We start from the raw sequence: 22,185 nt of genomic DNA, 5'->3' as shown, positions 1-22,185 counted from the left end.
CTGATGGGGGAGCGGGGACCGGGATGCGGTCTCGTTCCAAGGTAGGACAGAGTGTCATAGCCGGCGCTCTCGCGCCCGGCCGTGCGATATGGTCTAACGGTTGGATATAGTGTGGCGACGCGCGGGCGATCCGGCAAGGCTTGCCGCGCGTCCGCGGCGGCCGGAGCGGCGGCGGGCGGAGAAGGGGACGGACATGACCGAAGGCGCGGTGCGGCTGAGCACGGATGCCCTGACCCGCGACGGTGCCGGCGGCCCGCGCCCCTTGCGCGACCATCCCCTGCGCCAGGCGCTGACCAACGAGGTCCATGCCCGGCCGCCCGAATCGCTGGCGACGCCGATGCGCGCCACCATGCTGGCGATGCTGTCCGGCGAAGCGGCCGGCGAGGCCGACCGGCGCCACCTGGAGGCGCTGTGCGACTGGGCCGGCGTCGCCCGGCCGCCGCAGGGCGCCACCCACCACAGCGCCGATTTCGGCAGCTTCCACCTGAAATGGGAGCGCCATACCGAATTCTCGACCTGGACCGTCTTCCGGCCGAGCGCCCTGCCGGCCGGGCGGCTGGCCGATCCCTTCCTGGAGCCGGCGCTGCAGGCGCTGCCGCGCGAATGGCTGGCCGGGCTGCCGGGCGAGCTGCTGGTCGGCATCCACGTCGCCGTGCTCGACCCCGGCACGCCGGAGCCCTCGGCCAACATGATGGCGGCGATGTTCGGGTCGGAGAGCTATGTCGGCTCGCGCGTCGCCGGCCGGGCCGCCACCACCTGGACCGACTTCCGCATCCATGGCGACGGCTTCTCGCGGATGCTGGTTGCCGACCATTCGATGACGCCGCGCCAGACCGGCCGTATCGTCCAGCGCCTGCTGGAGATCGAGACCTACCGCGTGCTGGCCCTGCTGGCGCTGCCGATGGCGCGCGGCGTCCTGCCGCGGATCGGCCCGATCGAGGCCGGGCTGGCCGAGGTCGCGGCGCGGGTCGCCACCCTGCAGGGGCTGCAGGACGAGCGCGACCTCCTGGACCGGCTCACCCGGCTGGCCGCGCAGACCGAGCAGATCGCAGCGGAAACCGCCTACCGGTTCGGCGCCGCCCGCGCCTACCACGACCTGGTGCTGCGGCGAATCGAGGAGCTGCGCGAGATCCGGATCGAGGGGCTGCAGACCATCGCCGAGTTCATGGACCGGCGCCTGACCCCGGCCATCCGCACCTGCGAGGCGGTGGAGGGACGGCTGTCGTCGCTGTCGCAGCGGGTGGCGCGGACCAGCGACCTGCTGCGCACCCGCGTCGAGATCGCGGTCGAGGGGCAGAACGCCGAACTCCTCCAGTCGATGGACCGCCGTGCCCACCTGCAACTGCGCCTGCAGGAGACGGTGGAGGGACTGTCGGTGGTGGCGATCAGCTATTACCTGGTCGGCATCGTCGGCTATGCCGCCAAGGGCATGAAGGGTTTCGGCTTCAAGGTCGATCCGGACATGCTCGTCGGATTGATGATCCCCGTCGTGATCGCCTTCGTCTGGTCGGGCGTGCGGCGGATTCGCAAGGTGCTGGTCGGCGGGCATTGAGAGCCGCCAAGCCCAGGCCGACCTCTCAGCGACCGTGCGCGCAGGGGCGAGCGACCGCCTAACACCTTCGCGCATCTGGTCCTGCCACCGGAACGCCACCATCCTGTTCGACCGGGGCGTCCGAGTCCCGCCGGGACCCGCGACCGGAGTCGTGGCCGGGCAGTGCAACAATGATGCGTGACCGACCGCCGGCCGGCCGTTTCATTGCGTCCACCCGCGGCAGCGTAAAATTTGCGGACCAAGCCAACTGCGACGGAATGCCGCATGGTCCGGCCCCCGCGCGCACTCAACCTTTGTCTGCACCGAACGGCTGAACACGAGGAAAAGTCTATGCATACGAAGGGAGAGAGGAAAGGCTTGTAACCCAGCGGCGCACGGGGATAAGCTCCGGCTGCGGGTATATGTCGCGCTAAGATGGCGTGATCCCTGCATAAACTGGCGTTCGCTGACAAGCCCAACCATGGACCACGCGAACAGGACGCGGTCCGAACGAAGCGGGGCGGAGGGGGCGTCGGCGGGAAGAGACGACCGCGGGCCATGACGAGCGTCGCGGCTAAGAAGGGGTTGGGGATGAAAAGGCAAAGCCTGTGCGCCGCCGGGCTGGCGGCGGTCCTGTCGATGGTCGGATCGTTGGTCGTGCCGTTGGGAAGCGCGCTTGCGAACGAGCCGCGCCCCTGGGAGATGGGCATGCAGCCCTCCGCCTCCCCGGTGAAGCACCTGATGGGGTCGTTCAACGACCTGCTGACCGTCATCATCACGCTGATCGTGATCTTCGTCGCCGGCCTGCTGGCCTATTGCGCCGTCCGCTTCAACGCGAAGGCCAACCCGGTCCCGTCCAAGACCTCGCACCACACGCTGCTGGAGGTCGCCTGGACCGTGGTGCCGGTGATCATCCTGATCGTGATCGCCGTGCCGTCCTTCAAGCTGCTGTACGCCGCCGAGCGCATCCCGCAGGCCGACATGACCATCAAGGTCACCGGCCACCAGTGGTACTGGGATTACGAGTATCCGGACCAGGGCGGCTTCACCTTCTCCAGCTACATGATCCCGGAAAGCGACCTGAAGCCCGGCCAGCGCCGGCTGCTGGAGGTCGACAACCGGGTCGTCGTGCCGGTCAACACCACCGTGCGGGTGCTGGTCACCGCCGGCGACGTCATCCACTCCTGGGCCATCCCCGCCTTCGGCCTGAAGAAGGACGGGGTGCCCGGCCGCACCAACGAGACCTGGTTCAAGGCGGAACGCGAGGGCGTCTATTACGGGCAATGCTCGGAAATCTGCGGCACCAACCACGGCTTCATGCCGATCGCGGTCGAGGTGGTGTCCAAGGAGGCGTTCGACGCCTGGGTCGCCAAGGCCAAGACGGCCTTCGCGCCGAGGGACGGCGACCGCGACGTGGCGCAGCGCCAGACCGGAACGCTGATCCAGTGACGCCGGATTTCGCACCGCCCGTACAGGGACGCACGCGATAAGAAAAACCGTACCCAGCCGCCGCCGGTGCAGGCCCAGATCGCGGGCAGGCGGTGGTCAGGGACAGTGACGAAGGGTTGAGACATGGCAAACGCCGGACAGGCAAGCGGGCATGAACAGGGGCACGAGCACGGGCACGACGATCACCACGTTCCCGGCTTCGTGCAGCGCTGGTTCTATTCGACCAACCACAAGGACATCGGCACGCTCTACCTGATCTTCTCGGTGATCGCCGGGCTGATCGGCGGCCTGTTCTCCGTCATCATGCGCGCCGAGCTGCAGTCGCCCGGCCTGCAGATCGTCGGCGACGGCCAGATGTGGAACGTCCTGATCACCGCCCACGGGCTGATCATGGTGTTCTTCGTGGTCATGCCGGCCTTGATCGGCGGCTTCGGCAACTGGTTCGTGCCGCTGATGATCGGCGCGCCCGACATGGCCTTCCCGCGCATGAACAACATCAGCTTCTGGCTGATCGTGCCGGCCTTCCTGCTGCTGCTGGGCTCGGCCTTCGTCGGCACCGGCGCCGGCACCGGCTGGACCATCTACCCGCCGCTGTCCTCGCAGCTCGGCCACAGCGGGCCGTCGGTGGACATGGCGATCTTCGCCCTGCACCTGGCCGGCGCCAGCTCGATCCTGGGCGCGGTGAACTTCATCACCACCATCTTCAACATGCGCGCCCCCGGCATGACGCTGCACAAGATGCCGCTGTTCGTCTGGGCGATGCTGGTGACCGCCTTCCTGCTGCTGCTGGCGGTGCCGGTGCTGGGCGGCGCCATCACCATGCTGCTGACCGACCGCAACTTCGGCACCACCTTCTTCAACCCGGAAGGCGGTGGCGACCCGATCCTGTTCCAGCATCTGTTCTGGTTCTTCGGCCACCCCGAAGTCTACATCATGATCCTGCCGGCCTTCGGCATCATCAGCCACATCGTGTCGACCTTCTCGAAGAAGCCGGTGTTCGGCTATCTCGGCATGGCCTACGCCATGGTCGCCATCGGCGTCGTCGGCTTCGTCGTGTGGGCGCACCACATGTACACGGTCGGCCTGGACGTCAACACCAAGGCCTACTTCACCGCCGCCACCATGATCATCGCGGTGCCGACGGGCGTGAAGATCTTCTCATGGATCGCCACCATGTGGGGCGGCTCCATCGAGTTCCGGGTGCCGATGCTGTGGGCGCTCGGCTTCATCTTCCTGTTCACGGTCGGCGGCGTCACCGGCGTGGTGCTGGCGAACGGCGGCCTCGACAACTATATGCACGACACCTACTACGTGGTGGCACACTTCCACTATGTGCTGTCGCTGGGCGCGGTGTTCTCGATCTTCGCCGGCTGGTACTACTGGATCGGCAAGATGTCGGGACGCCAGTATCCGGAATTCTGGGGCAAGGTCCATTTCTACACGACCTTCATCGGCGTCAACCTGGTGTTCTTCCCGCAGCACTTCCTGGGCCTGTCGGGCATGCCGCGCCGCATCCCGGACTACCCGGACGCCTTCTGGGGCTGGAACATGATCTCGTCGCTCGGCGCCTACCTCTCCTTCGCCTCGACGCTGCTGTTCGTGTGGATCGCCTGGAAGACGCTGCGCAGCGGCGAGCGGGTTCCCGCGGCCTATTGGGGCCCGCAGGCCGGCACGCTGGAGTGGTCGGTCAGCTCGCCGCCGCCGTTCCACGCCTTTGAGACGTTGCCGCAGGTGAAGTGACCATGCTAACCGGCGGGCGTCGCCGCGAGACGATGCCCGCCAAAGGGACGCCCGGCCGACGGAACCGGGGTTAGAGGACAACAAGGACAGGCTATGACGGACGTGACCAATGATCTGACGCTCGACCGCATGGGAGGAGCGTCGGCCGGCGACTTCATCGAACTGCTGAAGCCGCGGGTCATGTCGCTGGTGGTCTTCACCGGGCTCGCCGGCGTCGTGTTGGCGCCCGGCCACATCCATCCCTTCCTGGCGGCGGTCGCCGTGCTGTGCATCGCGGTCGGCGCCGGCGCCTCGGGTGCCATCAACATGTGGTACGACCGCGACATCGACGCGGTGATGACCCGCACGGCCAAGCGCCCGATCCCGTCGGGACGCGTCGAGCCGGCCGAGGCGCTGGGCTTCGGCATCACACTCTCGGTCTTCTCGGTCGTCGTGATGGGGCTGGCGGTGAACTGGGCCGCGGCGGCGCTGCTGGCGCTGACCATCGGCTTCTACGTCTTCGTCTACACGATGTGGCTGAAGCGGCGCACCCCGCAGAACATCGTCATCGGCGGCGCCGCCGGCGCCTTCCCGCCGATGATCGGCTGGGCGGCGGTGACGGGCAGCGTGGACACGGCCTCGATCCTGCTGTTCCTGCTGATCTTCCTGTGGACCCCGCCGCATTTCTGGGCGTTGGCGCTGTTCCGCAACAGCGACTACACCCGCGCCGGCGTGCCGATGATGCCGGTCGTCGCGGGCGAGCGGGCGACCAAGCGGCAGATGCTGGCCTACACGCTGATCCTGCTGCCGGTGGCCGCCGCCCCGTCCTTCGTCGGCATCGCCGGTCCGGTCTATCTGGCGGTGGCCGCCGTGCTCGGCCTGATGTTCGTCGGCTGTGCGGTGCGCGTGCTGCGCGCCGTGGACGACAAGCCGGCCAAGAAGATGTTCGGCTTCTCGATCCTGTACCTGTTCCTGCTGTTCGCCGTGATGATGGCCGAACGGCTCGCATTCGGAGGTGGGGCATGGTGGTGATGGAGCGCGATCTGTCCGGTACCCCGTCGGTTGATGCCAACCTGGCCGATGCCCCGCCGGAGGAGATCCGGCGGCGGCAGGCGGCGATGCGGGCCAGGAAGCTGCGCAGCCGCAACCTGGCGGTGCTGTTCGCACTGCTGGCGCTGGTCGCCCTGTTCTACGCCATCACCGTGGTGCGGATGAGCGCGGGGCACTGAGCGATGGCCGGGGACGACCACAAGATCCGCCGCCGCAACCGGGTCCTGCTCGGATCCCTGTTCGGGCTGGTGATGGGCATGATCGGGCTGACCTACGCGTCGGTGCCGCTCTACAGCCTGTTCTGCTCGGTCACCGGTTTCGGCGGCACGACGCAGCGGGCCGAAGCGGCGGCTGCCAAGGTCCTCGACCGCAAGGTCGCCATCCGCTTCAACGCCGACACCAACAGCGCCCTTCCCTGGTCCTTCAAGCCGGAACAGCAGGAACTGGTCCTGAAGCTGGGAGAGACCGGGCTCGCCGCCTACCGGGCGGAGAACCGGGCGAACCGGGCCACGGTGGGCACCGCGGTCTACAACGTCACGCCCGAGAAGGCGGGCGCCTACTTCAACAAGATTCAGTGCTTCTGCTTCGACGAGCAGATCCTGCAACCCGGCCAGGCGGTGGACATGCCGGTGACCTTCTTCGTCGACCCGGCGATGGCCGACGATCCCAACATGGACGACGTGACCACGATCACGCTGTCCTACACCTTCTTCCGCGCCAAGGACGGAGAGGCGGTGCTGGCCAGGCAGGCCGCCGCTTTGACGGACGCCTCCTCAGCCGGGGCCGGGACAGGCAAACAAAAGGCGGAGCCGGGAGCGACCGCCGCTAACTAACCATACAGGGGTAGAGAGACGATGGCCGACATCACCCACGGGCAAATGCCGCATGCCGAACCGTCAGCCCACCAACCGGGCGCCGGCATTCCGCATCCCTACCATCTGCTGAAACCCAGCCCGTGGCCGCTGATCGGCGCCTTCTCCGGCGGGCTGCTCGCCACCGGCATGGTCGTGTACATGCATGGCGGCGGCAAGTTCCTGCTGGTGCTCGGCGTGCTGGCCATCCTGGTGACGATGTTCGGCTGGTGGCGCTCCGTCATCCGTGAATCGGTGGTGGAACGTGCCCATACGCCGGTGGTGAAGATCGGCCTGCGCTACGGCATGGCCCTGTTCATCGCCTCGGAGGTGATGTTCTTCGCCGCCTTCTTCTGGGCCTTCTTCCACGCGGCGCTGGAGCCCAAGGCGACGGCCGTCAATCCCGACGCCCATTGGCCGCCGCCGAACATCCACGTCATCGACGCCTTCGACATGCCGTTGATGATGACGATGATCCTGCTGCTGTCGGGCGTCACCGTCACCTGGGCGCACCATGCGATCATCGAGGGCCGCAACCGCGAGGCGGCCAAGGCGCTGGGGCTGACCGTGCTGCTGGGCGTGATGTTCAGCTTCTTCCAGGTCTATGAGTATGTCCACGCCGCCTTCAAGTTTACCGACGGCATCTTCCCCTCGACCTTCTACATGGCGACCGGCTTCCACGGCTTCCATGTGCTGGTCGGCACCGTCTTCCTGGCGGTCTGCTGGGTCCGCACCGTGAAGGGCCATTTCACCCCGAACAGCCACTTCGGCTTCGAGGCGGCGGCCTGGTACTGGCACTTCGTCGACGTGGTGTGGCTGTTCCTGTTCGTCTCCGTCTACTGGTGGGGCGGCCATGGCGGTGTGATCGCCGCCCACTGAGGACGGGAGCCGCCGTTACTGTGAGCGACCATCATCCCCCCGTCTCGCCGGCCGCGGCGGGCCTGCGCTGCGTCTGCCCGCGCTGCGGCCGGGGACGGCTCTTCGACGGCTACCTGACGGTGGCCGAGCGTTGCGGCGTCTGCGGCCTGGACTTCTCCAAGGTCGACAGCGGGGACGGTCCGGCCGTCTTCCTGATCTTCATCCTCGGCTTCCTGGTGGTGCCGGTGGCGCTGTGGGTGTCGATGAACGTCGACTGGCCGCTGTGGCTGCATGCCATCGTGTGGAGCATCGTCGTGCTGGCCCTGACGCTGGGGATGCTGCGGCCGGCCAAGGCCTATGTCGTCGCCTTGCAGTACCGCTACCGCCGCAGCGAGGTCGAGTAAGGGTGATGGAGGGAACGCTGTCCGCCGGGACCGCCCGGCGCTTCCGGCCCAGCCTGGGCGCCACGCTGGTGACCCTGGCCGGGCTGGCCGTCACCATCGGGCTCGGCACCTGGCAGGTCGAGCGGCTGCAGTGGAAGACCGCTCTGGTCGAGCGGATCGACCGCCGGATGGCGGCGCCGCCGGCGCCGCTGCCGGCGCGGATCGACGATCCCGCGGCCTGGGAATTCCGGCCGGTGACGCTGACCGGCCGCTTCCTCGACAAGGAGATGCTGCTGATCGCCCGCCCGCATCCGGGGCAGGCGGGCTACGAGGTGCTGACGCCGCTGCGGCGGTCGGACGGTGCCGGGATCGTGCTGGTCAACCGCGGCTTCGTGCCGATGGACCGCCGCGATCCGGCCACCCGTGCCGCCGGCCGGACCGAGGGGGAGGTGACGCTCCGCGGCATCGTCCGTCTCCCGCACGCCGCCGGCCTGTTCCAGCCCGGCAACGGCACGCCGGCACCGGGGGCGGTGTGGATGCGCGTCGATCCGCCGGCGATGGCGGCGGCGCAGGCGCTGGGCGAGGTCGCCCCTGTGGTGGTGGAGATGCTGCCGGGGCAGGGCGGCGGTGCGTCGGGCTCGCCCGCCGGGATCGAGCCACGGGTGGAACTGCCCAACAACCACCTGCAGTATGCCTTGACCTGGTACGGGCTTGCGGTGACGCTGGCGGCGATCTACGTGCTGTCGCAGCGGCGACGCGCCGACACCGGAACCGACGGACCACCCGATGACCGCATATCAGGAGCTTGAGCGCCGCCACGCCCGCATCGCCGCCATCGGCGATGCGCTGGGCATCCTCGGCTGGGACACGCAGACCATCATGCCGGAGGGTGCCAACGACGGCCGTGCCGAGCAGACCGCGACGCTGTCCGTCATCGCCCACGAACTGGCGACCGACCCGCGGATGGCCGACCTGCTGGCCGAGGCGGAAGCCGGGGCCGGCGACCTGGACGCCTGGCAGCGCGCCAACCTGCGCGAGATGCGCCGGCACCATGTCCATGCCACCGCCATTCCCGCCGACCTCGTGGAGGCGACCAGCAAGGCGGTTTCGGTCTGCGAGATGACGTGGCGCGCCGCACGGGCGGAGAGCGACTTCGCCAAGCTGCTGCCCTCGCTGACCGAGGTTCTTGCCCGCGTGCGCGAGGGCGCGGAGGCAATGGGCGCCGTGATGGGCATCAGCCCCTACGATGCGCTGCTCGACGCCCATGATCCCGGTGCCCGGGCAGAGCGCATCGACGCGCTCTTCACCGATCTCGCCGCCTTCCTGCCCGACCTGATCGGCCGGGTTCTCGACCGGCAGGCGTCGCAGCCGGCGCCGCTGCTGCCCGCGGGGCCGTTCCCGGTCGACCGGCAGCGCGACCTCGGCGTCCGCATGATGGAGCGGCTAGGCTTCGACTTCAGCCGGGGGCGGCTCGACGTGTCGCTGCACCCCTTCTGCGGCGGTGCCACCGGCGACGTCCGCATCACCACCCGCTACGACGAGGCGAACTTCGCCGACGCGCTGATGGGGGTGCTGCACGAGACCGGCCATGCGCTGTACGAACAGAACCGGCCACGAGCCTGGCTGAGCCAGCCGGTCGGGCAGGCCCGCGGCATGGCGGTGCATGAGAGCCAGTCGCTGCTGATGGAGATGCAGGCCTGCCGTTCGCCGGAGTTCATCACCTGGCTCGCCCCGGTGGTCCGCGAGGCGTTCGGCGGCGAGGGGCCGGCCTGGGAGGCGGACAACCTGCGCCGCCTCTACAGCCGGGTGGAGCGCGGCTTCATCCGCGTCAACGCCGACGAGGTGACCTATCCGGCGCACGTCATCCTGCGCTATCGGTTGGAAAAGGCGCTGATCGCCGGCGACCTGACGCTGCCCGACCTGCCGGGCGCCTGGAACGACGGCATGGCCGAGCTGGTGGGCGTGGTGCCGCCCGACGATCGCCAGGGCTGCCTGCAGGACATCCATTGGCCGGGCGGCGGCTGGGGCTACTTCCCCAGCTATACCCTCGGTGCCATGACCGCCGCGCAGCTCTTCGAGGCGGCCCGCACTGCCGATCCGGAGATCGTGCCGGCCCTGTCGCGCGGCGAATTCGCGCCTCTCGTGACCTGGCTGCGGGTCAATGTGCATGAGACCGGCTGCTATCACGCATCCGGCGACGACCTGCTGAGAGCCGCCACCGGCCGTCCGCTGGACGCCTCGGTGTTCAAGCGGCATCTGGAGCGGCGGTATCTCTGACGCCGCCATCGCGGCGTTCCTATGCGGTCATCGCCGCGAAAGGCGCCGGCCTTGCCCCCTCCTGACCTCCCCCGCCGGGCGGGGGAGGGGCTGCCGCCGAGCGCCGACAAGCCTCTCCCGAGATCGGACGGACCTTCGATCCGCTAAGCGCGGGCGGCGGTGCGCAGTGTTTCCTCGGCCGCCCGGATCAGGGCCATCGACTTGTTGACCGTCTCCTGGTACTCGGATTCCGGGTCGCTGTCGGCGACCACGCCACCGCCGGCCTGCACATACATCATGCCGTCCTTCAGCACGGCGGTGCGCAGGGCGATGCAGGTGTCCATGGCGCCTGAGGCGCCGAAATAGCCGACGCATCCGGCATAGACGCCGCGGCGGGCCTTTTCCAGCTCGTCGATGATCTCCATCGCGCGGACCTTCGGCGCGCCGGACACCGTGCCGGCGGGAAAGCCGGCGACCAGCGCGTCGAGCGCATCGTATTTCGGATCGAGGTCGCCCTCGACGTTGGAGACGATGTGCATGACGTGGCTGTAGAGCTCGACGATCATCTTCGCGGTGACCTTCACCGTCCCGATCTTCGCCACCCGGCCGACGTCGTTGCGGCCGAGGTCGAGCAGCATCAGGTGCTCGGCCAACTCCTTCGGATCGCTCAGCAGGTCGGCGGCCAGGGCCTCGTCCTCCGCCGTGGTTGCGCCGCGCTTCCGGGTGCCGGCGATCGGGCGGACGGTGACCTTGCCGTCGCGCACCCGCACCAGGATCTCCGGGCTGGAGCCGACGACCGTCAAATCGCCGAAGTCGCAGTGGAAGAGGAAGGGCGACGGGTTCAGCCGGCGCAGCGTGCGGTAGAGTGCCAGCGGCGACGGCTTGAAGGGGAAGCGGATGCGCTGAGACGGCACGACCTGGAAGATGTCACCGGCGCGGATGTACTCCTTCGCCTGCTCCACGATCGCGTGATACTCCTCGCGCGTCGTGTTGGAGGTCCAGGCCAGCGGCAACCCATGTTCGGTGCGCGGCTCGCGCCGATAGGGAAGGGGCCGCTCCAGGTCGGCCAACGCGTCGACCAGGCGTTCGCGGGCATCGGCATAGGCGCTGGCGGCGTCCTTGCCCGCCTTGGGCCAGACCGGCGTGACCAGGGTGATCGAATCGGTGTGGCTGTCGAAGATGGCGATGATGCTGGGCCGGGTCAGGATGGCGTCCGGGATGTTCAGCTCGTCGGGATTGCCGTCCGGCAGCGTTTCCATCAGCCGGACCATGTCGTAGGTCATGTAGCCGAACAGGCCGGCGGCCATCGGCGGCAGCTCGGCCGGCAGATCGATGCGGCTCTCGTTGATCAGCGCCCGCAGCGCCTCCAGCGGGGCCGCATCGAGCGGACGGTAGGCGTTGCGGTCGTGCAGGGCGTCGCAGTTGATCTCTGCCCGGCTGCCGCGCGAGCGCCAGACCACGTCCGGCTTGAAGCCGATGACCGAATAGCGGTCACGCCGGGACCCGGCCCCGCGTTCGGCCGATTCCAGCAGGAAACCGAAGGGCCGGCCGTCGGCCAGCTTCATGTAGGCGGAGACCGGCGTCTCCAGGTCGCTGACCAGCGTGGTCCACACCACCTGCGGCCGACCGGCGGCATAGGCGGCATCGAAGGCGGTGGTATCGGGCTGGACCTTCACGGCACGGGACCTCTTGTTTCCCCCGCTGGAAGCCTCGGCCGGTGAAGCCGGGGCTCTCAGCGGCGGGCTTCAGTTGCTGGCGAAGAACTGGTCGATGCGCTGGCGATGGATCTGCACCGGGTACTTGTCACGCAACGCGTTGGTGAACTCGGCGATCAGATCGTTCTCGATCCCCTGGTCCACGGTCGCGCGCATCTGCGACAGGTCGGCGTCGGCGGCCTTGGGATCGGCCGCGATGACCTCCTTCAGGCGGGTGACGACCTGCGCGTCGGGGGTGGAACCGGTGACGACCTCGCCCGGCTTGGCGGCGAACAGCTTGGGCACCATGTCGGCCGGCAAGCCGTCGACGGAGCGGGCGTCGCGGGTGAACGGGGTCGTCATCGCGAAGCTGGCGCCGGCGGCGGTCGCCACGTCCTGCGCGGCGGCCTCGGCGCCCTGCTTCAGCTTGGCGGCGATTTCTTCCGCCTTCTTGGCGGCACGGTCGGCGCGCTGTTCCTTCTGCCAGTCGGCGATCACGTCGTCGCGGACGGCGTCGAGCGGACGGACGGCCGCCGGGATCACGCTGTCGACCCGGACGGCGGTGAAGACGCTGCCCTCGCCCTCGGTCAGGTTGGAGGCGGCGCCGGTCTTGAGCTGGAACGCGGTGGGGAGCAGGGCCTTGAAGCCCGGCAGGTTGGGCGCGGCGTCCCGGCCGTCGGGCGACTTGCCGGTGCTGTCGACCGCCGCGACCTTGGTCAGGACCAGCCCCTGGGACTTGGCGACCTCTTCCAGCGGCGCGCCGCTGGCGAGCTGGTCCTCGGTCCGGTTGGCGATGGAGAAGACGGCGTCCAGCGCCTGTTCCTTCCTCAGTTCGGCCAGGAGCTGGTCGCGAACGTCGTCGAAGCTCTTGGTCGCGGCCGGCGTCACGCCGGTGACGGCGAGCACATGCCAGCCGAGCCCGCTCTTCAGCGCGTCGGAAACCTTCCCGGGTTCGACGGCGAAGGCGGCATCCCCGATTTCCGGCAGGTCGCTGCGGGCGATGTTGTCCAGCGTCACCGGCTCGACGCCGGCGTCCTTGGCCGCTTCGGCCAAGCCCTTGGACTTCGCGGCCTCGGCGATCTGCTTCGCCTTGGCCTCGTCATCGACGACGACCATCTGGATGTTGCGCTTCTCGGGGGTGCCGAACTCGTTCGCACGATCCTCGAACGCCTTGCGGAGCTGGGCGTCGTCGATGGCGATGTCCTTGGCCAGCGCATCCGGCGAGAGCTGCGCCACGGTCAGGCTGCGGTATTCGGGTGCGGTGAAGCGAACCTGATGCTCCTCGTACGACTGCTTGATCGTCGCCTCGTCGGGCGTGCCGACATCGCCGATCGAGGCGTTGGGCAGGGTCACCAGTTCCACCACCCGCTTCTCGCCGCGGTAGCGATACAGCTCGCTCACCAGCAGCGGCGGCGTCGGGACGGCGGCGCTGAAGGCACCGGCCACCAGCTCGCGCCCGGTCTCGCGCCGGACGACGGCGACATAGCCGTCCTCGGTCAACTGGTTGTTCCGCAGCACCGTCCGGAAGACGTTCGGGTCGAACTGGCCCTGCGGGTTGCGGAAGGCCGGTTCCTCGGCGATGCGTGTCCGCACCACCTCGGGTCCCACCGAGATGCCCATGTCCTCGGCGGCCTGATCGAACAGCGAACGCTGGATGAGCGTCTGCAGGGACTGGTCGAGCAATCCGAAGCGCTTGGCCTGTTCGGTGGTCAGATTGCCCCCGAGCATCGGGCGCAGCCGTTCCATCTGGCGGCGGAATTCCTGGTCCAGGGCTTCGCGGCCGATCTCCACCTTTCCGACTTCGGCGACGGTGGTGGGCGTGGTGGACCGGAAGACGTCGCCGATGCCCCAGATGCCGAAGCTGAGGATCAACAGGACGAACAGGATCTTGACGACCCAGGAGCCGGCGAAATTGCGGATGAACTGGAGCATGGGACCCGAATCTAAGCGCGTCGTTCGGCCTTCCGGCCGGGGCGGCGCATCATAGATAGGGGAGGGTGGGGCGGCAACAGCCCATTTCCGCCGGCCCGTCTCATCAAGGCCGCCGGCACGCACGACAGTGCGAACATGCGAAAGCCCCGGCCCGCCTGCGATGGCGTGCCGGGGCTTCCCGGGGAACGGTTGTTACTTCTTCAAGGCGTCGCGGGCGGCGTCCTTGGCCCCGCCGACGGTGTTCTGCACCTTGCCGGCAGCCTTGTCGGCACGGCCTTCCGCTTCCATCTTGGTGTCGCCGGTCAGCTTGCCGGCGGCTTCCTTGATCGAGCCCTTGACGGAACGGGCGGCGCCCTCGATGCGATCCTTGTCCATAGTGGCAACCTCCATATCGTGTGTTATGGCAGGACAACAGGCCGGAAGACAAAAGGGTCCCGTCCAGGACTGAGCAAAAGGGATGAGCGAAGGGTTTGAGGGAGCGGAAGCGGTACCTGCGCCGGACCGCGGAGGCGGCAAGCGGAGGAGGCGGGACGCGTCGCGGCCGGTATCAGGCCGTTCGGGTCACGATCCCAGGACGTCGGCGATCGCCGACAGGCAGCGCGCGTGGGTCGCACATTCCTCGCAGGAGGGAGCGGGCGTGCAGTTCTGGCGCCGGAACTCTTCCAATGCCCGGATCAACGCCCGCTTCTTTTCGTTCGAGATGACGTCGGTCGCGCGGATGGTGTCGAGGGCGTCCTGCATGGGGTTGGTCACGTCGACGATCATTTCGGTGTACCCCCTTCACCGGCAAATTTATGTTGTGTGCCAACGGAAGTCTATGAAAGCGCTGTAATATGGCGGCAGCAAATTGAAACGAACCGTCGCGTTCGTCCACAAGAGATCTCGCTTTGGTTACGGCAGGCCGGGGGGCGATCCGGAAAAGCAAGGGCGGGCGACGGATGTTCTGAAAAACGGCAGCGATCAAGAGGCTTTGATGGAGCGGACGGTCTGGCCGACGCTGGTTTTGTACGGCGTGGCGGCATTGGCGGAAATCGGGGGGTGCTTCGCCTTCTGGGCTTGGGTGCGTCTCGGGCGCAGCGCCCTGTGGCTCGTTCCCGCGGTCGCGAGCCTGTGCCTGTTCGCCTGGCTGCTGACCAGGGCACAGGCGGACTTCGCCGGCCGGGCCTACGCCGCCTATGGCGGCGTCTACGTCGGCGCGTCGCTGGTGTGGCTGTGGCTGGTCGAGGGCACGCGGCCCGACCGCTGGGATGCGGCCGGCGGGCTGCTCTGCCTTGCCGGTGCGGTGCTTATTCTTGCCGGCCCGCGCACAGGCTGAGGCCCGGCGCGGCGAGGCATGAAGAGGGCGGGCGATTGACCGACCGGCGGAGCGCCGGACCGTTCACCAGCACAAGGCTGCCCCTGTCGAGGCGCAAATAGGCACCAACGCGCACCGCACGTCTCAGGATATCGTCGTTGAGCATGATTTGCGCATCGGCCAGGGTCAAGGGAGAGCCCTGATAGTAGGCACGGCCATCGGCATGGCGGATCTGGCTGTATGCATTTGTCATGTCGCGATGCTCCCTTTCCCTTGTCGGCCGGTCTGCTACGGCCTGTTGCGCGGTGCGGCTGCCGCGGGCGTCGTCCCCGAGTTCCCGTTCCAATCGGACAAACGCCGGAAGCCTCCGGTTTATTCCCCTTTCGATACGGCGCCGGTGGCTTTTTTCTGCCAAGGCGCAGGTTTCGGTCGGCCCCGGAAGAATTCGTTTCCGGGCAGCAATCCGAGCGTCTCCAGGCTCCGGGAGGAGGCCGCAGGCCGCTCCCATCGCTGTCCGCGCGGCATGCCTCGCCGCTTTCCTTGCCGACTCGGCGGATGGCTGAAAGAAAATCCTGCCAATCATACCGCCTCTAGTCCAGGCGTACACACATGATGCCGCAGATTTGTTGCAGATCACGCGCGCAAAAGGTGTAATCGGCGGGCGCACATCTCGCGGCTACCCTGGAATCCGGCTTGGCGCATTGAACCATGTCAAACGCTTTGGCCCGATCAATCGTTAGAGTGCGAAAGCAATTGTCGGGTTGCGGCGTTACCGGTCCCGGGATCGGACATTGCTGGATGGTTGGAAAAAAATGTCGGCTCGAATCATAATACCTCCGGCCGACATCGGATTGCTGATCGCGGCCGGGCGGGACGGAAGAGAGAAAGCAGGGCGTTTCGTGGACCTACAACCGTCGGATCAGAGCGGTGGTTCCGGCCGCGACGGGGGCGCCAGCCTGCCGCGCGACCCGGTGTTCCTCGCTTCGCTGGCTTCGAGCCTGCTGGATCAGGGCGTCGCCGCCCTGGTCTATGTGGACCGCAACGGGGTGTGCCTGCACACCGACGATCGCTTTGCGGCGGCGCTGGCGCTGGCGCCGGCCGACCTGATCGGAAAGGCGCTGGCGGGGTTCGACCATCCGGTGCTGTCGGCGCTGGCCGAGACGATCGCAACCGTCACCAGGATGCCCGACGTCGATGCGTTGCCGTTGGACTGCCAGTCCGTCGGCCGCGACGGCCATCCCGCCATCCTCAGCGGGACGGTCATGGCGCATCGCGACGGCGGGGGAGCGACGCTCGGCCATCTCGGCGTGTTCCACGATACCGGCGATCCGGACCGCATCGCGCAATTCGCCGCCTGCCGCGATACCTTCGTGGCGACCCTTCTGGACGCCGCGGTGGACGGCATCATCGTTTCCGACCGCACCGGCATCATCCGGTCCATCAATCGTGCCTGCTGCCGGCTGTTCGGCTATCGGGACAGCGAACTGGTCGGGCGGAACATGACGATGCTGATGCCGCCGCCCTTCTCGCGCGATCACGACCGCTTCGTCGACAGCTACATGAAGACCGACCGGGCGAAGATCATCGGCATCGGCCGTGAAACCCTGGGGCAGCGCAAGGACGGCACGGTCTTTCCGATCCATCTCAGCGTCGGCGAGGCGAGGACCGGGAACAGCGTGACCTTCGTCGGGATCATCCGGGACCTTTCCGAACGGCTCGCCGCCGAGAAGCGGGCCTCCTACCTGGCGCGCCACGACCCGCTGACCGGCGTGCTGACACGGACCGCCTTCCTGGAAGAGTGCGAGGCGCTGTTCGAAAGCCGCACCGACGCCGCCGGCGGCCTGGACGGAGGGCTGTTCGCGCTCTTCTCCCTTGACGTCGACCAGTTCAGCGACGTGAACGAAGCGTTCGGATTCCATGTGGGCGACGCGGCGCTGAAGGCGATGGTGAACCGCGTGACGGAGGTGCTGCCGGCGAACACCATCATCTGCCGCATCGCCGCCGACGAGTTTGCCGCGCTGGCGCGCGTCGCCGACGTCGGGCATGCCCGCAGGCTCGCGGACCTGCTGCATGACCGGCTGACCGCCTCGATCTACGCCGACCGCCATTGGGTGCGGCTGCGGCTTTCGGTCGGTGCGGCGGTGCAGGACGACGGCGTCCACACGCTGGAGGAGCTGAACGCGAAGGCCAAGCTCGCGCTGCAGGCCGTGCAGCATGACGGCGGCAACGCGGTGTGCTTCTACACGCCGGAAATGGCGGCGGCGGCGACCCGGCGGATGATGCTGACGATGCATCTGACCCACGCCATCGAGCGGGAGGAATTGCACCTGGTGTACCAGCCGATCGTCGACTCCGAGGGCAGGGTCCGTTCGGCGGAGGCGCTGCTGCGATGGAACCACCATGTGCTCGGGCCGGTCTCCCCGAGCGAGTTCATTCCGGTCGCGGAGGAAAGCGGCCTGATCGTCCCGATCACCGATTGGGTGCTGACCTCGGCGATCGCCCAGATGGCGCGGTGGGAGGCCGAGGGCGTGCTGCCTGACCGCGTGTTCCTCAACATTTCGGGCCAGCAGTTCCTGCGGGGCAATCTGACGCAGCGTCTGGAGGAGCTGCTGGCGCAGCATCCGTCGCTGCGGCGGCATCTCGGGTTGGAGATCACCGAACAGGCGGCCGTCCGCGACCTCAAGGTGGCCGTACGGACCCTCGGCGAACTGGCGGAACTGGGGATCCAGGCGGCCATCGACGATTTCGGGTCGGGCTATTCCTCGCTCAGCTACGTGCAGCAGTTGCCGGTGGCCAAGCTGAAGATCGACCGGGCCTTCGTCATCGACGTCCCGGAGAACCCCAAGAACAACGCGCTGGTCCGGGCCGCCGTCGGCATGGCCCGCGGCCTCGGCCTCGTCACGGTCGCCGAGGGCGTGGAGACCGCCGAGCAGCGCGACTTCCTCGTGTCCGTCGGCTGCGACCTGATGCAGGGATATCTTTTCGGTCGCCCGATGGCACCGGATGCGCTGGCGGCGATGGTGCGCGGGCAGCGCGTTCCCACCGGGTCCTGAGGGAAACCGTCAGGGGAGCGGTCAGTCGCCCCGGCCGTTTTCCATCGACTCCTCCGGCAGCGGCGGGGCGGCGAGCCGCTGCATGTCCGGCCGCCGCCCGCGTTGTTTCTCGCGACGCTTCCAGCGCTGGAAGGAGCGGTGCCGCCACCAGTCGCGCAACAGGCCGCCGATCGCATCGAGGCGGCGGTACAGCGGCCGGCGCGGCTGCGTCACCCGCGCCGGCTCCAGCGCCAGCCCGACGGAGGTGATGCCGTCGTCGTCCATGTCGCGCACGATCAGTTCGACGCCCCCCATCCGCACCCGGTCGCCCAGTTCGGGGGCTCCGCCGAACTCGTTGCGCAGCAGGTCGCGCAGCGGCAGCCGGGCGTTGGCCAGCGACAACGGCAGGCCGTACATCTCGGCGATCTGCTCCACCGTCGCGTCGGGGCTGAGCGCGAGGTCGCCGTAGAATTCGCGGTCGTTCTGGTCCAGCGCCCGGCTGCCGCCGTAGAGCCTGTCGATCAGCGGCAGACGGTGCTGCGGCGTGAAGAGATAGACGTGGTCGCCGGTCTGCAGCGGCTTGGCCTTGTGCAGCGGCACGACGGCGCCGGCCCGGATGACCAGCGACGGGCGCGCCCAGCGCGGCAGGCGCTGGCCGCGGGCGGCGGGGCTCTTGCCATGGACGGTATAGGCGACCAGCTCCTGGTCGGCGTTGCCGGGAAGCTCGAGCTCGACGCGTTCGACCGGGCCGCGCCGCGGCGGGACGATCAGATCCAGGACGCGCGCCATCGCGCCGATGGTCCAGCCCTGGACCAGCAGCGAGACCACCACGACGATGAAGGCGGTGTTGAAGATCAACTGGCCATGCTCCAGCCCGCCGAGCACCGGCACCAGCGCCAGCAGCAGCGACACCGCGCCGCGCAGCCCCACCCAGGCGATGAAGCTGGTTTCCCGCACCGAGAAGCGGAAAGGCAGCAGGCAGAGCCAGACCGCCAGGGGCCGGGCGACCAGGACCAGCAGGACGGCGATGCCGAGCGCCGGCAGCGCCATGCCGACGAAGGCGCGCGGGGTGGCGAAGAGGCCGAGCATGACGAACATCACGATCTGGCTGAGCCAGGTGAGGCCGGCATGGAAGCGGCGCAGCTCCAGCGCCCCGCGCAGCTTCACGTTCCCGGCATAGAGCCCGGCGACGTAGACGGCCAGGTAGCCGCTGCCGCCCAACATGTTGGTAGCGGCGAAGACGAACAGGGCGAAGGTCAGGGTGACCACCGGGTTGAGCCCGGCCTCGAACCGCGCCTTGTTGATGAAGGCGACCAGCAGCCAGCCTCCGGCGAGCCCCATCACCCCGCCCAGCGCGAAGGCCAGCACCAGTTCCGAGACGATGGCGACGGGCGAGGCGAAGCCATGTCCCGCCGCCTCGACCAGCAGGATGGTGAGCATGATGGCGACCGGGTCGTTGCTGCCCGACTCGATCTCCAGCGTCGAGCGCACGCGGTCGCGCAGCGTGATGCCGCCGACCCGCAGGAGGAAGAAGACCGCCGCCGCGTCGGTCGAACTGCAGGCGGCCCCGACCAGAAGCGCCTCGACCCACCCGAGCCCCAGCAGGGAATGGGCGCCGAGGCCGACCACGCCGGTGGTGACCGTCACCCCCAGCGTCGCCAGCGACAGCGCCGGCCCGGCCGCCGCCTTGTAGCTGGCGAGCTTGGTGTCGAAGCCGCTTTCGAACAGGATGACCGCAAGCGCCATCGAGCCGATCAGGAAGGCGGCCTGGGGATCGTTGAAGGAGATCCCGCCGATCCCGTCCTCGCCCGCCAGCAGGCCGATGCCGAGGAAGATCAGCAGCAGAGGCGCGCCGACGCGCAGGGCGAGGTAGCTGGTCAGCACGCTGGCGATCAGCAACGACGACCCGATCAGGATGATGTAGCTGACCGCCTCCATGACCCCCGCATGCCACGCCCGCCAAGCCGTCCCAAGGCAACCAGGAGCGAACCCCCCTCGATTCCCGCCATGGTGAGTTTGACGGCTGTCCGGAACATCCGCAAGGCGTAGGACCGGGAGGCGGTCGTACGGACAGGATGGGCGCCTTAGGAGATCAGCTTCCAGGTCCCGTCCGGCTGCTGGCAGGCGGTGCCGCGCGCCGCCTGCGTGCTGCCGTCGATGACGACGCTGTGGGTGTAGTCGCGGCAGGTCTGGCCGGACGAGCCCTGGTAGGTGCGCTGCGGCTGGATGGTGCCGCTGTTTCCGGACTGCGGGTTGTTCCAGGTGATGGTCTGGTTGCTGGAGACCGCACGCTCCTCCGCATCCGACGCCCTGTTCTGGTCGGCGCTGGTGAAGTGGCGGGTCAACTGTTGTCCGGCATAGGCGCCGAGCAGCGTGCCGATGGCCGTCGTCGCCAGCTTGCCGCTGCCGCCGCCGAAGCGCGAGCCCAGCAGGCCGCCGGCAACGGCGCCGCCCAGCGTGCCGACCGTCTCCGTCGTGTTCATGTTGCCCAGGCTGGTGTTCTGGCAGGCGCCGAGCGGAAGCGCCGCCATGGTCGCGACGACCGCGGCGGCGGCGGTGCGCAGGCGATTGGGCGAGTGGCTGGGTGCGGTCCGCATGGTTATTCCCCCCTCTCAACGATCAGGAACAAAGTCTGGTCAACGGACCGGGGATCACGAGGTTCCCGACGCAAAAGATCGGGGGTCATGGAAGCAAAATGCCGTCTCGCGTGTTTAGAGCATGAACAGTCAACACGAGGAGGGTTGCATGATGTCCCGTTTGCGTCTGATCGGCGCGGTGTGCGCGCTTCTTTCGGTCGCCGCCTGCTCCACTGGTGGCGTGGTCGGCGGTACGGCAGGCGCGGCCGGCGGTTACGCTGTTGACGGCACCCGCGGCGCGATCATCGGCGGTCTCGGCGGCGCGGCACTCGGCACGGCCATCGACCATTGATGGAGAGCCCCGCCAGGGGCAGGCACCGATAGGGCCGCCGGGCGGACCTATCCAGTCGTGGCGGGCGCTCCGCCCCATCGGGGGCGTGAGCGCCCGCAGCCGTTCGGCGGTCAGTCCCGCACCGGCGCGCGCTGCGATTCGCGTGGTCCGGTCGCGAAGACCGCGAGCGCATCGTGCAGATCGGGCAGGACGCGTTCCACCGCCGCCTCGCCCTCGCGGATGCAGTCGTCGGCACGGTCGAACTCGGTCAGCCCGATATGGCCGAGCCGCGGCGCGATGTGGACGTCCGGCGGTTCGCCGGCCAGCCGCGACCGGGTGATGCGGTCGGTGACGATGCCCAGCGACGACACCATGACGCCGAACACGCTGGGCCCGTCGTAGTCGCGGCGGAAGATGCGTCGCGACAGCGCACCGATGCCTTTCGCCCGGCGCTGCTCCGGCATTTCCTCATCCACCAGCCGCAGCAGGTCGAAGCCGGCCGCCGTCGGCACGCTGGCGCCGGGCTTGCGCGCCTTGCCCAGGATGTCGCCGGCGAGGTTCACGGCGATCACCATCTGCGCGCCGAGCGCCCGGCAGGCGGACACCGGAACCGGATTGACCAGCGCGCCGTCGATCAGCCAGCGCCCGTCGACCTGAACCGGCGGGAAAACCCCGGGCAGCGAGAAGGACGCGCGCATCGCATCCACCAGTTCGCCCCGCTGCAGCCACACCTCGTGTCCGGTCACGAGGTCGGTGGCGACGGCCGCATAAGGGCAGGGCAGCTCCTCGATCCGGACATCCCCGAGATGCAGGCGCAATTCGGCCATCAGCCGGTCGCCGCTGATGAGCCCGCCACCCTGGCGAAGCCGCAGGTCGAGATAGCCGACGATCTTCATCCGCGTCAGGGCACGGGTCCAGCCTTCCAGCTCGTCGAGCTTGCCCGCCAGGTGCATGCCGCCGACCAGCGCCCCGACCGAGGCGCCGCAGATGATGTCGGCCTCGATGCCGTAGCGATTCAGGGCGCGCAGGACGCCGATATGGGCCCAGCCGCGCGCGACGCCGCCGCCCAGCGCCAGCCCGACGCGGGGCCGCCGCCCCGTGCCTGCGCCTGTTTCACCCGCGATGGCCATGCCGCACTCCTCGTCCGTTCTCAGATTGCCGGCCCCGGGAAGGCCGTGCCGGGGCGCGGTCTGCCGGTATCCCGATGCCGCGCCCCCGAACCATGATCG

Annotated in this window: 21 protein-coding genes; 13 read left to right on the top strand and 8 right to left on the bottom strand. The window is 68.5% G+C overall.

Annotated features, from left to right (window positions below; all coding sequences use genetic code 11):
- Positions 1–193 precede the first annotated feature (193 nt).
- From J2850_RS29090 to J2850_RS29045, 10 genes are all read left to right on the top strand, one after another.
- Positions 194–1,552 (top strand): DUF3422 family protein, encoded by a 1,359-nt coding sequence (locus J2850_RS29090; protein ID WP_209990329.1) that lies wholly within the window; start codon positions 194–196, stop codon positions 1,550–1,552.
- Positions 1,553–2,122: 570 nt separating this feature from the next.
- Complete coding sequence (coxB, locus tag J2850_RS29085; RefSeq protein WP_209990327.1) at positions 2,123–2,980, top strand: cytochrome c oxidase subunit II; 858 nt, start codon at positions 2,123–2,125, stop codon at positions 2,978–2,980.
- Positions 2,981–3,103: 123 nt separating this feature from the next.
- Positions 3,104–4,720 (top strand): cytochrome c oxidase subunit I, encoded by a 1,617-nt coding sequence (gene ctaD, locus J2850_RS29080; RefSeq protein WP_209990323.1) that lies wholly within the window; start codon positions 3,104–3,106, stop codon positions 4,718–4,720.
- Between the two features lie 93 nt (positions 4,721–4,813).
- On the top strand, positions 4,814–5,731 hold the full coding sequence (gene cyoE / locus J2850_RS29075; RefSeq protein WP_209990322.1) for a heme o synthase: 918 nt from the start codon (positions 4,814–4,816) through the stop codon (positions 5,729–5,731).
- Positions 5,722–5,928 carry a hypothetical protein gene (locus J2850_RS29070; protein WP_209990319.1) on the top strand — a complete coding sequence of 69 codons (207 nt, stop codon included), beginning with the start codon at positions 5,722–5,724 and terminating at the stop codon, positions 5,926–5,928. Before cyoE ends, J2850_RS29070 begins: the two co-directional genes overlap by 10 nt.
- Before the next feature lie 3 nt (positions 5,929–5,931).
- Positions 5,932–6,582 carry a cytochrome c oxidase assembly protein gene (locus J2850_RS29065; RefSeq protein ID WP_209990317.1) on the top strand — a complete coding sequence of 217 codons (651 nt, stop codon included), beginning with the start codon at positions 5,932–5,934 and terminating at the stop codon, positions 6,580–6,582.
- A 21-nt stretch (positions 6,583–6,603) separates the two neighbouring features.
- Positions 6,604–7,479, top strand: coding sequence for a cytochrome c oxidase subunit 3 (locus J2850_RS29060; RefSeq protein ID WP_209990315.1), 876 nt, complete (start codon positions 6,604–6,606; stop codon positions 7,477–7,479).
- A gap of 20 nt (positions 7,480–7,499) precedes the next feature.
- Positions 7,500–7,862 (top strand): DUF983 domain-containing protein, encoded by a 363-nt coding sequence (locus J2850_RS29055; protein ID WP_209990310.1) that lies wholly within the window; start codon positions 7,500–7,502, stop codon positions 7,860–7,862.
- A 5-nt stretch (positions 7,863–7,867) separates the two neighbouring features.
- On the top strand, positions 7,868–8,650 hold the full coding sequence (locus J2850_RS29050; RefSeq protein ID WP_209990307.1) for an SURF1 family protein: 783 nt from the start codon (positions 7,868–7,870) through the stop codon (positions 8,648–8,650).
- Positions 8,628–10,118 (top strand): carboxypeptidase M32, encoded by a 1,491-nt coding sequence (locus J2850_RS29045; RefSeq protein ID WP_209990304.1) that lies wholly within the window; start codon positions 8,628–8,630, stop codon positions 10,116–10,118. The genes J2850_RS29050 and J2850_RS29045 overlap by 23 nt, the downstream gene beginning before the upstream one ends.
- Positions 10,119–10,261: 143 nt before the next feature.
- Here the strand turns inward: J2850_RS29045 and trpE are convergent, their stop codons facing one another.
- From trpE to J2850_RS29025, 4 genes are all read right to left on the bottom strand, one after another.
- Positions 10,262–11,773 carry an anthranilate synthase component I gene (gene trpE / locus J2850_RS29040; RefSeq protein ID WP_209990301.1) on the bottom strand — a complete coding sequence of 504 codons (1,512 nt, stop codon included), beginning with the start codon at positions 11,771–11,773 and terminating at the stop codon, positions 10,262–10,264.
- 69 nt (positions 11,774–11,842) lie between these two features.
- Positions 11,843–13,723, bottom strand: coding sequence for a peptidylprolyl isomerase (locus J2850_RS29035; protein WP_209990298.1), 1,881 nt, complete (start codon positions 13,721–13,723; stop codon positions 11,843–11,845).
- A gap of 192 nt (positions 13,724–13,915) precedes the next feature.
- Positions 13,916–14,098 carry a CsbD family protein gene (locus tag J2850_RS29030; protein ID WP_209990295.1) on the bottom strand — a complete coding sequence of 61 codons (183 nt, stop codon included), beginning with the start codon at positions 14,096–14,098 and terminating at the stop codon, positions 13,916–13,918.
- Positions 14,099–14,284: 186 nt separating this feature from the next.
- Positions 14,285–14,488 (bottom strand): hypothetical protein, encoded by a 204-nt coding sequence (locus J2850_RS29025; RefSeq protein WP_209990292.1) that lies wholly within the window; start codon positions 14,486–14,488, stop codon positions 14,285–14,287.
- A gap of 208 nt (positions 14,489–14,696) precedes the next feature.
- Between J2850_RS29025 and J2850_RS29020 the strand changes: the two genes are divergently transcribed.
- The gene (locus J2850_RS29020; RefSeq protein WP_209990289.1) at positions 14,697–15,038 is read left to right on the top strand and encodes a YnfA family protein; all 342 of its coding nucleotides are present in this window, start codon (positions 14,697–14,699) and stop codon (positions 15,036–15,038) included.
- Here J2850_RS29020 and J2850_RS29015 read toward each other — a convergent pair.
- Positions 15,010–15,270 carry a hypothetical protein gene (locus J2850_RS29015; RefSeq protein WP_209990285.1) on the bottom strand — a complete coding sequence of 87 codons (261 nt, stop codon included), beginning with the start codon at positions 15,268–15,270 and terminating at the stop codon, positions 15,010–15,012. The two genes, J2850_RS29020 and J2850_RS29015, sit on opposite strands and share 29 nt — an antisense overlap.
- A gap of 646 nt (positions 15,271–15,916) precedes the next feature.
- Here J2850_RS29015 and J2850_RS29010 point away from each other — a divergent pair.
- The gene (locus J2850_RS29010; protein ID WP_307354579.1) at positions 15,917–18,070 is read left to right on the top strand and encodes a putative bifunctional diguanylate cyclase/phosphodiesterase; all 2,154 of its coding nucleotides are present in this window, start codon (positions 15,917–15,919) and stop codon (positions 18,068–18,070) included.
- Between the two features lie 21 nt (positions 18,071–18,091).
- Here the strand turns inward: J2850_RS29010 and J2850_RS29005 are convergent, their stop codons facing one another.
- Both J2850_RS29005 and J2850_RS29000 read right to left on the bottom strand, forming a co-directional pair.
- Positions 18,092–19,987 (bottom strand): potassium/proton antiporter, encoded by a 1,896-nt coding sequence (locus J2850_RS29005; RefSeq protein ID WP_209990279.1) that lies wholly within the window; start codon positions 19,985–19,987, stop codon positions 18,092–18,094.
- Between the two features lie 146 nt (positions 19,988–20,133).
- A complete protein-coding gene (locus J2850_RS29000) occupies positions 20,134–20,646 on the bottom strand; it encodes an RT0821/Lpp0805 family surface protein (protein ID WP_209990276.1) in 513 nt (170 codons plus the stop codon).
- A gap of 148 nt (positions 20,647–20,794) precedes the next feature.
- On the opposite strand from J2850_RS29000, the gene J2850_RS28995 reads away from it, so the two are divergent.
- Positions 20,795–20,977: a hypothetical protein gene (locus tag J2850_RS28995; RefSeq protein WP_209990273.1), complete on the top strand. Its 183-nt coding sequence runs from the start codon at positions 20,795–20,797 to the stop codon at positions 20,975–20,977.
- Positions 20,978–21,087: 110 nt separating this feature from the next.
- On the opposite strand, the gene J2850_RS28990 is transcribed toward J2850_RS28995, so the two are convergent.
- Complete coding sequence (locus J2850_RS28990; protein ID WP_209990270.1) at positions 21,088–22,086, bottom strand: patatin-like phospholipase family protein; 999 nt, start codon at positions 22,084–22,086, stop codon at positions 21,088–21,090.
- Between the last annotated feature and the right edge of the window lie 99 nt (positions 22,087–22,185).

The organism is Azospirillum picis, from assembly GCF_017876115.1.
Taxonomy (GTDB): Bacteria; Pseudomonadota; Alphaproteobacteria; order Azospirillales; family Azospirillaceae; genus Azospirillum; species Azospirillum picis.
This window is presented reverse-complemented; position numbering and strand designations above follow the sequence as displayed.